At 70.8% G+C, this 16010-nt stretch carries 16 protein-coding genes; 10 read left to right on the forward strand and 6 right to left on the reverse strand.

Annotated features, from left to right (window positions below; translation table 11 throughout):
- Positions 1–42: 42 nt before the first annotated feature.
- The gene (locus tag FMQ63_RS01475) at positions 43–708 is read right to left on the reverse strand and encodes a hypothetical protein (protein ID WP_011556735.1); all 666 of its coding nucleotides are present in this window, start codon (positions 706–708) and stop codon (positions 43–45) included.
- A complete protein-coding gene (locus FMQ63_RS01480; RefSeq protein WP_011556736.1) occupies positions 663–2750 on the reverse strand; it encodes a prolyl oligopeptidase family protein in 2088 nt (695 codons plus the stop codon). Before FMQ63_RS01480 ends, FMQ63_RS01475 begins: the two co-directional genes overlap by 46 nt.
- 235 nt (positions 2751–2985) lie before the next feature.
- Here FMQ63_RS01480 and FMQ63_RS01485 point away from each other — a divergent pair, with 235 nt between their 5' ends.
- The 3 genes from FMQ63_RS01485 (at position 2986) to FMQ63_RS01495 (ending at position 5174) form a co-directional block, all read left to right on the forward strand.
- Complete coding sequence (locus FMQ63_RS01485) at positions 2986–3246, forward strand: hypothetical protein (RefSeq protein ID WP_020477963.1); 261 nt, start codon at positions 2986–2988, stop codon at positions 3244–3246.
- Positions 3247–3257: 11 nt separating this feature from the next.
- A complete protein-coding gene (locus FMQ63_RS01490; RefSeq protein ID WP_011556738.1) occupies positions 3258–3989 on the forward strand; it encodes a 2OG-Fe dioxygenase family protein in 732 nt (243 codons plus the stop codon).
- A gap of 150 nt (positions 3990–4139) precedes the next feature.
- Positions 4140–5174: an acyltransferase family protein gene (locus FMQ63_RS01495; RefSeq protein ID WP_011556739.1), complete on the forward strand. Its 1035-nt coding sequence runs from the start codon at positions 4140–4142 to the stop codon at positions 5172–5174.
- A gap of 6 nt (positions 5175–5180) precedes the next feature.
- Here FMQ63_RS01495 and FMQ63_RS01500 read toward each other — a convergent pair whose 3' ends face one another.
- Both FMQ63_RS01500 and FMQ63_RS01505 read right to left on the reverse strand, forming a co-directional pair.
- Positions 5181–5399, reverse strand: coding sequence for a c-type cytochrome (locus FMQ63_RS01500; RefSeq protein ID WP_020477964.1), 219 nt, complete (start codon positions 5397–5399; stop codon positions 5181–5183).
- A gap of 40 nt (positions 5400–5439) precedes the next feature.
- Entirely contained in the window at positions 5440–5643 is a 204-nt protein-coding gene (locus FMQ63_RS01505; protein ID WP_020477965.1) for a hypothetical protein, read from the reverse strand.
- A 207-nt stretch (positions 5644–5850) separates the two neighbouring features.
- On the opposite strand from FMQ63_RS01505, the gene FMQ63_RS01510 reads away from it, so the two are divergent.
- On the forward strand, positions 5851–6099 hold the full coding sequence (locus tag FMQ63_RS01510) for a hypothetical protein (protein WP_020477966.1): 249 nt from the start codon (positions 5851–5853) through the stop codon (positions 6097–6099).
- A 3-nt stretch (positions 6100–6102) separates the two neighbouring features.
- Here the strand turns inward: FMQ63_RS01510 and FMQ63_RS01515 are convergent, their stop codons facing one another.
- Positions 6103–7623: a bifunctional lysylphosphatidylglycerol flippase/synthetase MprF gene (locus FMQ63_RS01515; RefSeq protein ID WP_011556743.1), complete on the reverse strand. Its 1521-nt coding sequence runs from the start codon at positions 7621–7623 to the stop codon at positions 6103–6105.
- A gap of 101 nt (positions 7624–7724) precedes the next feature.
- On the opposite strand from FMQ63_RS01515, the gene FMQ63_RS01520 reads away from it, so the two are divergent.
- The 6 genes from FMQ63_RS01520 to FMQ63_RS01545 are packed head-to-tail and all read left to right on the forward strand — an operon-like array spanning position 7725 to position 14877.
- Positions 7725–8438, forward strand: coding sequence for a hypothetical protein (locus FMQ63_RS01520; RefSeq protein WP_020477967.1), 714 nt, complete (start codon positions 7725–7727; stop codon positions 8436–8438).
- A gap of 26 nt (positions 8439–8464) precedes the next feature.
- On the forward strand, positions 8465–9022 hold the full coding sequence (locus FMQ63_RS01525; protein ID WP_228556350.1) for a hypothetical protein: 558 nt from the start codon (positions 8465–8467) through the stop codon (positions 9020–9022).
- A 47-nt stretch (positions 9023–9069) separates the two neighbouring features.
- A complete protein-coding gene (locus tag FMQ63_RS01530) occupies positions 9070–9648 on the forward strand; it encodes a Wss1p-related putative metallopeptidase (RefSeq protein ID WP_011556746.1) in 579 nt (192 codons plus the stop codon).
- A gap of 13 nt (positions 9649–9661) precedes the next feature.
- A complete protein-coding gene (locus FMQ63_RS01535) occupies positions 9662–12214 on the forward strand; it encodes a M1 family metallopeptidase (protein ID WP_011556747.1) in 2553 nt (850 codons plus the stop codon).
- Entirely contained in the window at positions 12211–13575 is a 1365-nt protein-coding gene (locus tag FMQ63_RS01540) for a hypothetical protein (protein ID WP_026114047.1), read from the forward strand. The genes FMQ63_RS01535 and FMQ63_RS01540 overlap by 4 nt, the downstream gene beginning before the upstream one ends.
- 21 nt (positions 13576–13596) lie before the next feature.
- Positions 13597–14877, forward strand: coding sequence for a hypothetical protein (locus FMQ63_RS01545; RefSeq protein WP_216608386.1), 1281 nt, complete (start codon positions 13597–13599; stop codon positions 14875–14877).
- A gap of 39 nt (positions 14878–14916) precedes the next feature.
- Here the strand turns inward: FMQ63_RS01545 and FMQ63_RS01550 are convergent, their stop codons facing one another.
- Complete coding sequence (locus FMQ63_RS01550; RefSeq protein WP_011556750.1) at positions 14917–15984, reverse strand: DUF2804 domain-containing protein; 1068 nt, start codon at positions 15982–15984, stop codon at positions 14917–14919.
- Positions 15985–16010 lie beyond the last annotated feature (26 nt).

The following is a 16010-nucleotide window of genomic DNA, read 5'->3' on the forward strand; positions in this document are numbered from 1 at the left end:
CCCTCCATTGGGCGCCTGGCGCTCCCGCCCCCCGAGCCTACATCAAAGCCGTGGGTCCACCGGCTCACTCTCCAGGGCGAGGACGCCAAAGACACACTCGTGCACGCGGCGCAGCGGCTCGCCTCGCGCGAACCGCTCCAGGCCTTCGACCCCGAGCGCGAACTCGCGCAGCGCCAGGGAGCGCTTCGTGGACAGACCCCGCTGCCGCAGCCGCTCCAGGTTCGCGGGCGCGGTGTACTCCGGGCCGTAGATGATGCGCAGGTACTCCGGACCTCGTGACTTGATGGCCGGCTGGAGCAGCCCCTTGCGCCCACGCACCGCGAAGTCGAGCGGCTTGACCACCATGCCCTCGCCTCCTCGCGCCGTGAGTTCCTCCCACCAGCGCACGCCCTCCGCTACCGCGGCTTCATCCTCCAGCGCCACCACCCGGAACGGCGTCGCCACCAGCAACGTCGCGTCCGCCTGGCACACCCGGGCGAGCGTCTCCATGTGCCACACATGGTCCTTGTCCATGTGCGCCACCCCTTCCGTCGCCAGCACCAAGCTTCGGTTCCACGGCGTCAGGGACGTTTTCCATGACGCGGGAATGTAGCGTGGTGAAGACCAGGGGTTCCGGACGTTCGTGACAGCATGGGCCTGCCCGGCCGCATGCCCCCAGGCGTTCAGTCCATCAACTGCCGCGACAAGTAGACGTGGTGCAGCGCCCACCGGCGCGCGTTGAGCATCGGGTCCGAGTCGTTGGAGTGCCCGCCGTCGGTGTTCTCGTAATACAGGTACGGCAGCCCCATGGCCTCCAGGCGCGCCGCGAACTTGCGCGCGTGACCCGGATGCACGCGGTCATCCTTCGTGTTCGTGGTGATGTACGGCGCGGGGTAGCGCACGCCCTCGCGGAGGTTCTGGTAGGCGGAGTACTTCGAGATGAACGCCGCATCCCCGGGCACCTCCGGGTTGCCGAACTCCCCCACCCACGACGCGCCCGCTGGCAGCAGGTGGTAGCGCATCATGTCGATGAGCGGGCTTTCGATGACGGCCGCGTTGAACAGGTCCGGGCGCTGCGTCATCGCCACGCTGGTGAGGACACCGCCGTTGGAGCGGCCGTAGATGCCCAGGTGGCGCGGGGAGCTGACCTTCCTCCGCACCAGGTCTTCCATCACCGCCGCGAAGTCGTCGAACGCGCGCTGGCGGTGCTCCCGCAGGGCCGCCTGGTGCCAGCGCGGACCGAACTCGCCTCCGCCCCGGATGTTGGCGACGACGTAGGCCCCTCCGCGCTCCATCCACAACTTGCCCTCCTCCGGCAGGTAGACGGGCGGCTTGGACACCTGGAAGCCGCCATAGCCATACACCAGCGTCGGCAGCGTGCCGTCGAGCTTCCGCGCCTTCGGCCGCACCAGGAAGTACGGAATCCGGGTGCCGTCCTTCGACTTCGCCCAGGACTGGTCCACCTGGAGCTTCGAGGCATCGAAGCGCGCGGGCAGCGACTTCACCTTCTTCACCGTGCCCGCCTTCGCATCCGCCAGCCACAGCGACGTCGGCGCGAGGAAGCCCTGGGACTTCACGAAGAAGCGGTCATGCGATGACGACGTCGCGGTGATGGCGACCGAGGCGTTCTTCGGCAGGGCCAGCCGCTTGCGGCTCCAACGGTTCTTCCCCGGCGTGTAGACATCCAGCGCGCCCTTCACGTCCTCATAGAGGCTCACCAGCACCTGGCCCCGCGTCGCCGCCACCGATTCGATGGCCTGCCGCGCTCCCGGCTGGAAGAGCAGCGTGGGCTTCGCCTTCGCCGGGTCTGCCTTCAGCGCGGCCAACGGGTATGCCAGCAGCGCGCCCTGCTTGAAGCGGCCCCAGTCCTCTTCAATCGTGAAGACGACCTGCCCGTCCACGAAGGCCTGGAGGGAGGACTTCCGGGGAAACGGGAGCCGCACGGGCGCCGCGTCTCCCAGCAGGTAGTACTCCGACTCGAAGAAGGTCACCGCGCGGTTGACCAGCACCGCCTGCAACGCGCCGTCGGCGTTCCGCAACAGGAAGGGCGACGCGGAGACGTCGGTGCGCTCACCCCGGAAGGCTTCCTGCGCCTCCGTCAGCGGCGTGCCACGCGTCCAACGTTTGAGCACGAAGGGATAGCCCGACTCCGTGAGCGTGTCCCCGCCCCAGTCGCGCCCCACCAGCAGCGTGTCCGAGTCCAGCCAGGACGCGGACAGCTTGCCCTCCGGGACCCGGAAACCGCCTTCCACGAAGTGCTTCGCGGCGGCGTCGAACTCGCGCAGCTCGACGGCGTCCTTGCCTCCGTTGGACAGGGAGACGAGGCAGCGCTGGTCCGCGGGAGGCAGGCAGTTGCTGCCCTTCCAAATCCAGTTGGCCTTCTCGGCCTTCGCCAGCGCGTCCACGTCCAGCACCGTCTCCCACGGTGTCTGGGCGCGCGTGTAGCCGTCCAGCGAGGTGTGCCGCCAGATGCCTCGGGGGTTGCCGCGGTCCTGCCAGAAGTTGTCCACACCGCCAGCCCGGAAGCCGGGCGAGGGAATGCGGTCGGTGGAGGTGAGCAGCTCCAGCGCCTGGGCGTGGAAGGTCTCGAAGCGCGGGTCCTTCTCCAACACCGCGAGCGTCCGCGCGTTCTGCGCGCGAACCCATTCGAGTGCCTTCTCGCCCTGGACCTCCTCGAGCCACAGGAAGGGGTCCTGGGGTGGGGCCTCGGCCGTCGCCACGGAGGAGGTCAACAGCCCGGTCAGCAACGACGCCACGTACGCCCTTCTCATGTCCTCATCTCCCGATGCCCGAGGTGGCCCCCCAACAGGCCGAGCCGCCGCTCATTCCCCCGACCCTAACGCCTGTGCCACGGCGGCCGTGCTGGCGGGGCCGCGAGCGCCCGTCGTGCGCGCATCGCATCGGGACTGGCGGTGATGGCCTGCAAGGGAGTATGGGTCCCGCCACATACGCCCCCGGAACGGCCGGCTCCGCGCGTGGTGACCTCAGGAGTGGAAGCAGGTGGTGATGACAGGACCCAGCGACAAGGGGGAGCGGCTCTGGCCCTGGGTGGGCGCGGCGCTCGGAGTGCGGTGGTTCCTCGCGGCGGGAGGTAGCCCCACGCTGCCGCTCTTCCAGCGCCTGGGCGACCGCGTCACCTGCGGCGTGGTGGATGGCTTCACCGTGTGCGTCCCCACCCGGGACAGCGACTTCCGCGAGGCCTTGAAGCGCGCGCCTCCGGCTCTCTTCTCCCAGCCCCTCCCCGCTTCCGCGGGCCCGTCTCACTGAGTCCGACGCCCATGAGCTTCCAGCCCCCCGTCACCCCCACGTCCGAAGTCCCCACGGCCCTCCGCGAGCATGGCTACGCCGTGCTCACCCGCGACGGCCTCTGCGAGCTCGCGGGCATCGACTCGCCCGCGCTGGACGCACTGCGGCCGTCCTGGAACGAGCTGCCGCTGGATGGCTTCCTCCGGGATGGTGGCCGCTACCGCTCACGACGGCACTCCTGCTTCATCGTGGACGGCGACGCATTGACACAGGTGCCTCACCGCGCGCACTGGCAGCCGGTGGAATACAACGCGCTTCACGGCGGCATGGAGCGCTGGTTCGAGCCCGTGCAGCCCGACATCGTGTCCCAGCCGGTGTGGGCGGGGCTGATTCGAGGCATCGCCGCGTGCTGCTCCCAGCTCAAGGGCGAGCGCCCCTGGTACGTCGAGGCCCACCAGTTCCGCATCGACACCACCGACGGTATCGGCCGGCCCACCCCCGAGGGCGCGCACCGGGACGGCGTGGACTTCGTGGCGGTGCTGCTCGTGGGCCGCGAGGGCATCAAGGGCGGTGAGACGCGCGTCTTCGAAGCCGACGGCCCCAACGGCCTGCGCTTCACGCTGACGGAGCCCTGGTCCGCGCTTCTGCTGGATGATGCGCGCGTGATTCACGAGAGCACGCCCATCCAACCACAGGGAGACACCGGCCACCGGGACACGCTGGTCCTCACGTTCCGGGCCGGGGGGTTCCAGGGCCCCGAGTAGCGCCCGGGAGCGCCGCTGCTCGCTCCAGGACACTTGCATCGCCGGTCCGCGTGCTTGCCTGACACACGCGCCCGGGCGAGCGGGGTGCGTGTGCCGAAACGGAGCGCCCCCCTCCCATTCAGCCTCGAGTTGGGCTTCTCTACTGAGGTTGTGACGACCGCTGGCCGCATCCCGCTGTTCGAGAACGTGCGAGGCATCCTCATCACCCTGGTGGTGATGGGGCATGCGCTCGAGCCCCTGCTCGGCCGGGAGCCGCTCGCGAAGGCGCTCTACTCCGGCCTGTACCTGTTCCACATCCCCGCCTTCGCGTTCCTCTCCGGGCACCTGTCCCGCGCGGACAGCGGGCCCCGCGCACTGAGCGCCATCGCCTGGGGGCAGCTCGCGCCGCTGGCTGTGTTCCAAGTGCTGTACGTCGCTTTCGACGCGTGGGTGCTCGGCCGGGGCTGGAGTTCCCACTGGCTGGTGCAGCCGTACTGGCTGCTGTGGTTCCTGCTGAGCCTCGGGTGCTGGCGGCTGATGCTGCCCCTGCTCCTCCGCCTGCCCAAGCCGCTGATGTGGGCCGTGGCGCTGGCGCTCGTCGCGGGCCTGCTGCCCTGGGTGGGCTACCTGTTCGGCCTGTCGCGGACGTTCGTGTTCCTGCCTTGCTTCGTCGCCGGTCACCTGACGCGAAGGGAGTGGCTGCTGGCCCCTCGAAACACCCGGGGCTGGCGCCTCGTGCTCGCGGCGTCCCTGGCCGTGGGCCTGGGCGCATGCGTCGGGGCGGTGGCCATGGGAGCACTGCCCGCGCCCGCGCCGCAGTGGCTCTACGGGAGCAGCGGCTACGCGGTGCTCGGTGCCACAGCACTCACGGGCATGGCGGCGCGCGCGGCCCTCTTCTGCGGTGCACTGGCGCTGACATGGGCACTCTTCACGCTCAGCCCGCGTCAGGAAAGCACGCTCACGCGGCTGGGCGGACGGAGCCTGGCGCCCTTCCTCCTGCACGGCTTCGTCGTGCGAGCCGCCGAGCACGTGGGCGCGTACGCGTTCCTCCAGGGGCCCGTGGGCGTCGCCCTCGCGCTGGGAGCGGGGGCGCTGCTCACGGTGCTGCTGGGCCAGCCTTCCGTCGTCCAGGCCACGCGCCCGCTGTGGGAGCCTCGGCGGCTCTTCCAGCGGAAGCGTGACGCCGTGCCGGACCTGGGGCGCTGAGCGGGCCTACTTCTTCCCGGAGTCCAGCTTCACGCCCTTGCGCTTGGCGTAGATGTACGCCTCCATGGCGCGCATCCGCGGGTCACCATCCGCCAGCGGCCTGCCGCGCGCCGGGTTCTCGATGCACCAGTTGATCATGTCGCGCAGCAGCGCCACGCGGCCCAACTGCACCTGGTACTTCGGATACGTCTCCGGATGCGTGTTGGACGCGTCTGGGTGGCACATGTTACAGGAGATGCCCACCGTGCCGCCAATGGCCTGGGCGTCATAAGAGCTTCTCGCCCAGCAGCACCCGCTCCGGCGTGGGCGCGAGGCTGGCTGGGACGGACAGCTTCCACAGCGCCGCGGACACGCCCGGTGGCAGGTCGGCGGGCGGAGGCGCCGCTTCCTTCGCGGCGGTCTGGGCCTGCCCGGCTTGGGCGAACAGCAGGACGGCGAGCGACAGTGCAACGCCAGACGGCGGGCGCATGGTCTCCCCTCCCCACCAACCACGTTGCACGCCGCGAGGAATCGAGACGCAGGGCTGGGGGTCAGTTCTTTCCCGAAACCACCGCTATTCCCGCGCCGCGGTCCAGATTGTGTTCGCCGGAATGTCCATCAATGGAGCAATGGCAGACACCTTGCGTGGGCTGCCGAACATCCCGGGCGCGTGCATCTTTCGCGAAAGGAGGGCGTCATGTGGGACCCAGGAGAGCTGCGCGAGGGCATGGCCGTGAGGGACGAACACGGGCGGAGGCTGGGCACGGTGGTGCATATCGGAGACACGCACTTCGAGCTGGAGCAGGGCTGGCCACCCAGCCGCGACTTCATGGTGAGCTTCCACCTGGTGGCGCGGGTGGACCATGGTGAGGTGTTCCTCCACCCCGGCCATGGCGCCACCGTCCCCACGGAGGATGAGATGCCCGACAGCGGCGCGTACATCTGACGGCTAGCGCCCAGGCAGGCGCAGGTCGCGGGAGCTGAAGAGCAACCCGGACGCCGTCGCTGGCGCGAGCACGGCCAGGGCGATGAGGGCCCCGTCCAGCGGGCTCCGGGCAAGCGGCACGTTGTAGGCGACGGCCTGGACGAACGTCAGACACGCGTCCGCCGCCGTCAGCCCGCCCAGCACCGTGGCCAGGGCGTCCCGCCAACGCCGCACCAACGAGAAGAGTCCCACCGTCAGGCCCACGTCGAACACCACCCACGCCCACTGCACCTGAACGGACGGGAACCAGCGCGCAGTGGAGGGCAGCGCCAGCAGCGCGGTCCATGGAACGAGGAGCACGGCGAGCGCGTGCACCAGCAGGCGCGGGCGCCGAAGCAGCGTGGCGATGCCGAAGCGCAACAGGCCGCCCTGCGCGAAGGCCCGCAGCGCGTCGTACACCGCCGCCAGCCCGCCCCGCGGCTCGGGATAGGACAGATGGATGGGCACCCAGGCGTCGGGGCGGAACTTCCCCTTGAAGGTGCGCAGCCCCTCGAAATCGAAGAGCGGCCGGCCGCACGCCCGCGCCAGTCGCAGCCATGGCCGCACCGGCCCCGCGAGCGGCGCCAGTCCCAGCGTCACGTAGCACCGCCCGGTGGCGGCCGCCTCGCGCATGGCCGCGTCCACCAGCGCCTCCGCGGTGCCATTGGGCGCCTTCGGGTCCCGGAGCAGGTCCTGGAGGAACCAGCCTTCGCGGGCATACACGGGCGACACCGACAGGAAGCCCACCACCTCGCCCTCCACCTCCGCGACGAAGGCGTACCGCTCGCTCGCGAAGGCATGAGGACGAAGCTGGACCAGGAAGCCCATGGGCGCCATGCGACGGGACGCCAGCCAGCGTGCCTTCAGCAGCTCCACCGCTCGCCGCGTGGGATGCAACGGGTCCCCCAGCTCCGTGACGGGCACCTCGCGGACCTTCACGCCTCGCGCGCGGGCACGGCGCAGCTGCTCGCGCAGGCTGCGACTGCCCCGCACCACGTCGTCCCAGTGGACCGGGTCCCAGACGGGCTGCTCGCCGATGGGCAGCGACGCCATGGGGGCCAGCTCCACGAAGCGCGGCTCGGTGGCGAAGAAGCACACGCGCCGGTCCACTGCTCGCGCGGCCACTCGGAAGCCCTCCGCCACCGAAGCCAGCCGCTCCGGCGCGGCAATGGGCGCCCCGGCCGCAACCCAGGCACCGCCCGTGTCCACGTACGCCACGCACGCATCGCCCGCCGGGTCGAACCAGTACTGGAAGCCGGGCTGGAGCACCTGGAACGAGGTGGCGTTCCAACCATACCGGCGCAGCAACGCCAGCACCCGCTCGCGTGGCTCCGGGCCGGCCGGGGGCTGCTCTGGGGAACGTCCATCCACGTGAGGCAGAAGGTATGCGCCCCACCCTGTGGACCGCAAACGAGAACACCGTCTGTCCGGACCTGCGCCGCGCTCCCTCACACGGCTCGCATGAGCAGGCGTGATGAGAGCAAGGTCTTCGCCGACCACAAGCACGCGCCAGATGGCTGTTGCAGCACATCAGACCAGGCAGGCAATCGGCCCGGAGGAAAGTCAGCCTAACGTGCGGAGCACTCCCTCCTTCCGGAGCCCGTGGATTGAAACCTCCTTCGCTCGCGGCCTGTGCGCTCGCGGTCCTGTTGTCCCCCTGTCTGGCTTCCGCCAATGAAGACGATGACGGCGGCGTGCGAACCAACACCGCGCGCCTGCTGACGACCGACGCGGCGGAGGTCATCGACGCGCCGGTGCTGGGCCTCCAGCGCACGGCGCTTCCGCTGTTCGCCGGGCTGGCCGTGGACACGTCGATGTATGCCAACGCCTTGCTGGCGCCCAACGTGGGCCTGCGCTGGGCGATGGCCGCCAGTCCCCACCGCGTCGTGCTGGGCGCGCGCTACACGCACTTCGTGGGCGCCTCCGTCTATTCGGACGTCGTGACGTCGGGGGCGGACACACCGGCGCTCCAGCGCTTCGAGCCCGAGCTGTCCGGCCCGTCCTTCTATGGCGTCTACGGCCTTTCGCTGGGCCCCGTGCTGGTGCAGGGCGAGGCGCGCTACGGCCTCTACACGTCCGACTATCTGTCCTTCACCGGCGCGCTGGCCTTCAACTTCGCGGGCCACTGGTCCGTGGTGGGCGAGGCGGGCGTGCGCGTGAAGGGCGGCTCCACCCTGCGCGCCGCGGCGGGCATCCGCTACGGCGGCGAGCACTTTGGCCTGGGCGTGGGCGCCACCTACGTGGACATGAGCGACCCGGCCCTGCCGGGAGAGAGCCTGCCCGTCCTCCCCGTCGTCGACCTGTCCTGGAGCTTCCGATGATGATGCGCGCTTTACTGCTTCCCTGCGTGCTGCTGCTGTCCGCGTGCTCGGCGGAGATTGCCATCCAGACCGAGCCCTTCGACCAGGTGGTGCCCGTCACCTCGCTGCTGGAGCCCGTCTACGCGGAGGTGGCGCTCGACCTGCCGGAGGAGTCCGTCAACACGCAGGACCTGGACATCATCGTCAACGAAGTCTCCGCCACCCTCGTGGTGGTCAACCCCTCCCCCACGCTCACCCTGCGCACGTCCGCGCGCCTGTCACTCACGGGGACCGCCACGCCGGACAACCCGCGGCTCTACACGAACTTCAACCGGCCGGCCTACTACGACACGGCGGCGGAAATCCTCGCGGAGCGGACCTTCCAGCCGGACTCGCGCACGCCCCTGCGCATCGACGCGCCGGCGCTCAAGAACGCCATCGGCCGGCGGCGCGTCTGGGTCATCGTCAGCAACACGGTGGTCCGCTCCGGCCTCACCCTGCCCCAGCTCCCGGCGCAGATTCGCCTGGAGGACATCGTCTTCCAGGCCCTGCTCACCAAGCCCTTCCCCGGGCTGGGCGGCGCACTGGAGGCCGGCGGCCTGTAGCCAGTGGAGGGCGCGGGTGGGAAGCTTCCGGCTGGACCGACTCGCCCGTGACCTTCGCCTACTACGACAACCTCACGCCCGCCCAGCAGCGCGTCTACCGGATGAGTGATTCGGTGAGCGCGCTCCGGCTCCGCGAGCCGCGGACACTGGAGCCCCTGGTGGCCGCGCTGCGCGAAGCCCTGGCCACGGGCCGGCAACCGGAAACCGAGCACGCCACCGCCCGGCTGAGCGACGCCCTTTGCGAGCGGCTGGACCTGTTCGCGCCGCGGGTGGAGGTACTGGAGGTCCGCCCCTCCTCCACCACCGGCGAGCTGCACGGCATGTACACCCTGGAGCGGGGCCGTCGCCCTCGCATCCAACTGTGGATGCGGACCGCGAAGCACGCGCGAGTGGTGGCCTTCCGCACCTACTTGCGCACCCTGTTGCACGAGCTGTGTCACCACCTGGACTTTCTTCTGCTGGAGCTGCCCGCGTCCTTCCACACGGAAGGCTTCTTCCAGCGGGAATCCAGCCTCTTCCACCAGTTGGTGCCCCGCCCGGCCCGGCCCCGGCGTTCCGGGGCCAGGAAGGGTGTGACTGCGGACACCCCTGACATAAGTCCAGGCAGGCGGCGGCGCGGAGGCTAGATTCCGCATCCCTATGGCGCATCCGACCGAAGACAAGAACTTCCGCCTGCCGACCTCCATCCGTCCCCGCCGCTACGCGGCCACGCTGACCCTGGACCTGGACGCGAAGTCCTTCTCCGGCCAGCAGACCATCGACCTGGACGTGGCGGCGCCGTCGAACGAAATCATCCTGCACGGCATCGCCCTGGCGCTGAGCGACGTGACGTTCCGCGCCGGTGGCCAGCAGCGCAAGCCGGCCTCCATCCAGCCCGCGCAGGCGAGCGAGACGGTGGTGCTCCGCTTCGATGAAGCGCTGCCCACGGGCGCCGCGTCGCTGGACGTCGCGTGGACGGGGCGCTTCACGGAAGGGCTGCGCGGCCTGTACCAGGCGGGCAAGGTGGCGGCCACCCAGTTCGAGGCCGCCGACGCGCGCCGACTCTTCCCCTGCTTCGACGAGCCCGCCTTCAAGGCGCGCTGGGCCCTCACCGTCCGCGTCCCGACGGGGCTCACCGTGCTGGGCAACGGCCCGGTGGTGAAGGACACGCAGGAGGGCAACCTGCGCGCGGTGACGTTCCAGGAGACGGAGGTGCTCAGCAGCTACCTCATCGCCCTGGTGGTGGGCCCGCTGGTGGGCACGGACGCGCAGGACGTGCAGGGCGTGCCGGTGCGGACCTGGGCGCTGCCGGAGAAGGCGCACCTGACGCGCTTCGGCCAGGACGTGGCGCTGGCGGTGCTGCCCAGGCTCCAGGACTACTTCGGGCTGCCGTATGCCTTCACCAAGCTGGACCAGGTGGGCATCCCCGACTTCGAGGCCGGCGCCATGGAGAACGCCGGCCTGATTACCTACCGCGAGGTGGCGCTGCTGCTGGACCCGGCCACCGCGCCGCTGTCGGTGAAGAAGCGCGTGGCGGAGGTGGTGACGCACGAACTGGCGCACCAGTGGTTCGGCAACTGGGTCACCATGGTGTGGTGGGACGACCTGTGGCTCAACGAGGCGTTCGCCACGTGGATGGCCTTCAAGATTGTGGACCAGTGGCGCCCCGAGTGGCGCATGTGGCTGGACTTCGACGCGCACCGCGCCAGCGCGCTGCATCTGGACGCGCTCAAGTCCACGCACCCCATCCACGGCGAGGTGCGCAACGCGGGCGAGGCCGGTGAGAGCTTCGACGCGATTACGTACGAGAAGGGCGGCGCGGTGCTGCGGATGATTGAGGGCTTCCTCGGGGAAGGCCCCTTCCGCGAGGGCATCCGCCAGTACATGCGCAAGCACGCGCGCGCCAACGCAGTGAAGGAAGACTTGTGGAACGCGCTGGGCGACGCCGCGAAGCAGCCGGTGGAGGAGCTGGCCACCGCGTGGGTGGGCCAGAGCGGCTTCCCGTTGGTGACGGCGACGCTGGACGGGCGCGGGCTGTCGCTGTCGCAGCGGCGCTACTACAGCGAGCCCGGTGTGCAGAGCGCTGAGGTGTGGCCGGTGCCGGTGGTGCTGCGCTACGAGGACAGCACCGGCGTGCGCGAGCAGCGCGTGCTGCTGCGGGACGCCCAGGCCACGGTGAAGCTGGAGGGCGAAGGCGCGGTGAAGTGGCTGACGGCCAACGCGGGCTCCACCGGCTTCTACCGGGTCGCCTACGACAAGCCGGGCCTGGAGAAGCTGGCGACGAACCTGAAGTCGCTGGCCCCCTCCGAGCGCACCGCCCTGCTGGCGGACCAGTGGGCGCTGGTGCGCGCGGGCCAGGCGTCGGTGGCGGACCTGCTGGACCTTGCGGGCCGCTTCGGTGACGAGGAGGACGACTCCGTCCTGGACGAGCTGGTGGGCCGGCTGGCCTACATCGAAGGCCGGCTGGCGGACGGCGAGGACCAGGTCCGCTTCCGCGCGTGGGTGGAGAAGCTGCTGGGGCCAGGGCTGAAGAAGCTGGGCTGGCAGTCCGCGCCGAACGAGGCGGACCGGGTGAAGCTGCGGCGCGCGTCGCTGGTGCGCGCGGTGGGTGGCCTGGCGCGCAGCCAGGACGCGCTCGCCGAGGCCCGGCCCCGCGTGGAGCGCATGCTCCAGGGACAGCGAGACGCGCTGGAGCCCAACCTGCTGGACGCCGCGGTGGGCATGGTGGCGCGCGCGGGCGACGCGGCGCTCTTCGACACCTTCCTCCAGAAGATTCCGTCCGAGCCCGACCCTGCCACGCAGCGCCGCTACCTCATGGCGCTCACCGCCTTCGAGGCCCCCGAACTCACCGCGCGCGCGCGCGGGCTGCTCTACACGGACACGGTGAAGACGCAGGACGTGGCCAGCTTCGTGGCGGGGCTGCTGGGCAACCGCGTCGGCCGCGACGCGTGGTGGGCGCAGATGCGCACGCAATGGAAGGACGTGGTGGCCCGCACCGGCGGCGCCCCCATGCTGCTGCGCCGCATCGTCGAGGCCATGGGCATGCTGCGCACGCGCGAGCACCTGGAGCAGATGCAGGCCCTGCTCAAGGCCCAGCCCATCCCCGAGGCGCAGCAGGCCACGGCGCAGACACTGGAGCGGCTGTCCCAGGATGTGGCGCTGCGTGAGCGCTGCATGCCCGAGGTCTCCGCGTGGCTGAAGCGCCAGCCGTGAAGACGACGCTGACAGAAGCGAGCCTCTCGGGTGTGCGGGAGGCCCTGCGGCAAGCCAACGCGGGGTTCGAGCGCGCCTACCCGGGGGACTCGACCCAACGGCAGCCGGTGCACGTGGTGTACGGCGGCGCGCACCTCTTCCGGGCGGAGACGGCCCGGAAGCTGGGCGGCATCGCGCTGAACACGCTCAAGACGTACGCACCGGATGCGCCCGTGCTGGCCCACGGGCTGGGACTGCCCCAGCGCGGCCGCTTCGCCCAGCGCGTCTACGCGCGCGTGGTGGCCAAGCTGGAGCGCGAGCCGGTGGAGGACCTGCGCATCGACTTCGAGGATGGCTACGGGCACCGCTCCGACGCGGAGGAGGACGGGCACGCCGTGTCCGCCGCGGAGGAGATGGCGCGCGGGCTGGCCCAGGAACTGCTGCCGCCCTTCATCGGCATCCGGGTGAAGTCCTTCACCGAGGAGCTGTTCGACCGCGCCACGCGCACGTTGGATTTGTTCCTCACCACGCTGCTGGAGCGCTCGGGTGGGAAGCTGCCGCCCGGCTTCGTCGTCACGCTGCCCAAGGTGACGCTGCCGGAGCAGGTGGCGGCGCTCGCTCGCGTCCTGGAGGTGCTGGAGACGCGGCACGGGCTGCCGGTGGGCACGGTGGGCATCGAGCTGATGGTGGAGACACCCCAGGCGCTCTTCGACCCGCAGGGCCGGCTGCACCTGCCCACGCTGGTGGCCGCGAGCGCGGGCCGCTGCACCAGCGTCCACCTGGGCGTGTACGACTACACCGCCGCGCTGGGCGTCAGCGCGCATGCGCAAACGATGCGGCACCCGGCCTGCGACTTCCTTCGGGATTTGGTGCAGGTGTCGCTGGCGGGCACGGGCATCCGGCTGGCGGATGGCGCCACCAACGTCATGCCGGTGCCACCGCACCGGGTGAAGCAGGACGAGCCGCTGCTGCCCACCGAGCGCCGGGAGAACATGGAGGCGGTTCACCGGGTCTGGCAGGTGTCGTACCGGCACATCCGGCACTCGTTGGAGCGGGGCTGGTACCAGGGATGGGACTTGCACCCGGGCCAGCTCCCCGTGCGCTACGCGGCGGTGTATGCGTTCTTTCTGGAGGGCCTGGACGCGGCCTCGCGCAGGCTCAATGCCTTCATGGAGAAGGCCGCGCAGGCCACGCTGGTGGGAGACGTCTTCGACGACGCGGCCACCGGGCAGGGCCTGCTCAACTTCTTCCTGCGGGGCCTGAGCTGCGGCGCGCTCACCCAGGACGAGGTGCTGGCCGCGGGCCTCACGCTGGAGGAGCTGCGCAGCCGCTCCTTCCGCGACATCGTCGCGTCACGCCGCGCCCGGGCCACTTCCGGCTAGGCCGCGACCGTGGACTCCTCCATGTGGCGCTTCGCTCTGCTGCTGTGCCTCACCTCCGCCTGCGCCGGACCGTCCGTGACGACGGTCCGGCCCGAGCAGCCCGTGCCCGTGCCGCCCCCTGCCGCGAAGGTTCCGCCGCCGCCCACGCCGACAGGCCCCTTCGCCCGGGAGCTGGCGCCGCTGCCCAGGCAGCGCGTGAGCTCCGCGGAAGGCATCTTCACCGCCGAGGTGGAAGCCACCTCCGCGCCCCGCCTGACACGGCACGAGGGCTCCACACGCCTGGAGATTCCCCTGGGCACCGAGGCCGCGTTGAGCTGCTTCGTGTACGAGCGCCCCATTGACGCGGCGGGCGCGGTGCTCGCGGTGGCGAAAGCCGCGCAAGGCCACAAGGGCGTCACGGTCCGGAGCATGGCTCCCACGGAGGTCACCGTCGTCGCGGACGCACCGGTGATGTTCGTGGACGTGGACTACGAGGTGGTCGCCTCCGGGGACAGCGTGAGCGCGGGACGGCTCAAGCTGATGGTGAGCGCGAGCCCGGAGCTCCCCCTGCTGTGCGCCCATGACGAGCCCGGCTACGCGCGCACCTTCCACCGCGTCACCACCGGACTGGCCGCCACACTCAAGGTTCCCGGCCCCGCCCGGACGCCCGCGCGAACGAAGGCGCTTCGCGTGTTGAAACTGGATGGACGGCTCGCGGGATTCGACTGGCGCACCGAGCAAAGGCTGGAGGGAGGCTCGCGGCGCACGGAAGTCTCCACCAGCCTGCTGCTGCCAGGGGCCACGAATGGCCCGCACGCGGAGGACCGCACCATCACCACGGTCACGGATGAGGAGGGCCGGCTGAAGGAGCAGCGCCATGCGCATGCGGAAGACGGGCGGCTCACGCTCCAGGTGACGCTCCGCCGCGAACGGGAGCCCCAACCGCCCACGCGCGCCGCTCCCGAGACGGCGTACCGCTACGAGGGGAGACAGGGCTCGCGCGCACTCAAGGGCACCTTCACGTCGAAACGAGGGCTGGCCACGGAAGACACGGTCCATGACACCGTGCGCGACGTGCTGCGCCCGGGTGGCCCGGCGGAAGCCGTGCTCGACGTCTACCGGCCCGCCGACGTGCCCTCCGCGCCCACGGAACTGGTGCTGCGCCGGGTGCCCTCGGCTGGGCCACGAGCCCTGACGCTCACCACGGGCGACGCCACCGAGGAGGCGCGGGCCGCCGAAAGCGGCACACTGGAGTGGACGAAGCGCGCCCTTCCCGAGGGACAGCTCACGTCCGAGCTCATCCACGGCAGCCCGCCGCCCTGAGTGGCACTGGCGAAGCCCGCGCCAGTGCGGTCGCTCACCTCACCAGAGCATGTCCTGGTCCTCGGTGACGCCGGGGACGTTGGACAACTCCAGCGTGCGGCTTCCCACGCGCACCGTGCCGTTGAAGAAGCCCACCGGCTGCGCGAAGTGGCTCACGACGAGGCGCAGGTTCCGGTCCTCGCGGTGCACATGAAGGGGCTGGAAGCGCAGGTCCACCGCGCCATCCACCGTCGCCAGCCGCCACGGCGCCATCAGGTCCTTCGCGTCGTATTCGAAGCGGGCGCGCGCCAGCGGGTACAGCTTGTCCCCCAGCCACAGCGCGTTCTCGTTGGCGTCCGCGTTGCCCTCGTTGAAGCCCTCCACGAGGTTGATGCCCACCGGCGTGCCGTCCGCCAGCCGCCCCGACGCGAAGGCCCAGCGCCACGCGGTGTGCCGCGCCAGGTAGCCCTGCGTGTAGTCCATGCCGCCCACGCCTCCGTCCAACCGGAAGCGCTTCCCGCCCGCCTCCAGGCTGCCGAAGGTGAGCAGGCCATTGCTCTTCATGGTGACGTTGACCAGCCCGTCACCCTCCACCGGCGCCACCACGGTGAGCGCGGGCGGGCCGCCGGCCACCATCATGTCGCCCTCCCACTGGAAGGACTGAAGGCTTCCGGTGCGCAGCCGGCTGACGTCCACCACCACCCGGTAGCGCTCGTCGTCCTCGCCGCGCTGCACCGACAGCCGTCCGCCCAGCGTGCGGAAGGAGGCCTTGAGGCCCTGACCGGGCTTGTCGCCCAGCACCACCATGGGGCCGGGCGTGCCCAGGAAGCTCACGTCACACAGCGGCTTGCGCTCGCGCAAGTCCAGGGCCACCGCGAAGGCGCTCGACGTGTAGCCCAGGTCCACCACCGCGAAGAGCGCGGCGACCTCGGGCGTGGCCGCGAAGGTGTAGTGCCAACGCTTGCGCTTCAGCAGACGCGTGGTGCGGCCCGGGGCCCACTGCCCTTGCAGGCGCGGCAGGTCCACTTCGGGCAACTCACCCTGGTAGGTACCGAATCGGGGCTCCCCCCCGGAGGTGGCCACGGAGACTGGCGCGGGAGGGAACAAGGCGTCTTGCTCTGGCTTCATCTGGCCCCATTGGAAGGCAAAGGCGC

The organism is Myxococcus sp. CA005, assembly GCF_006518205.1.
Taxonomy (GTDB): Bacteria; Myxococcota; Myxococcia; order Myxococcales; family Myxococcaceae; genus Myxococcus; species Myxococcus xanthus.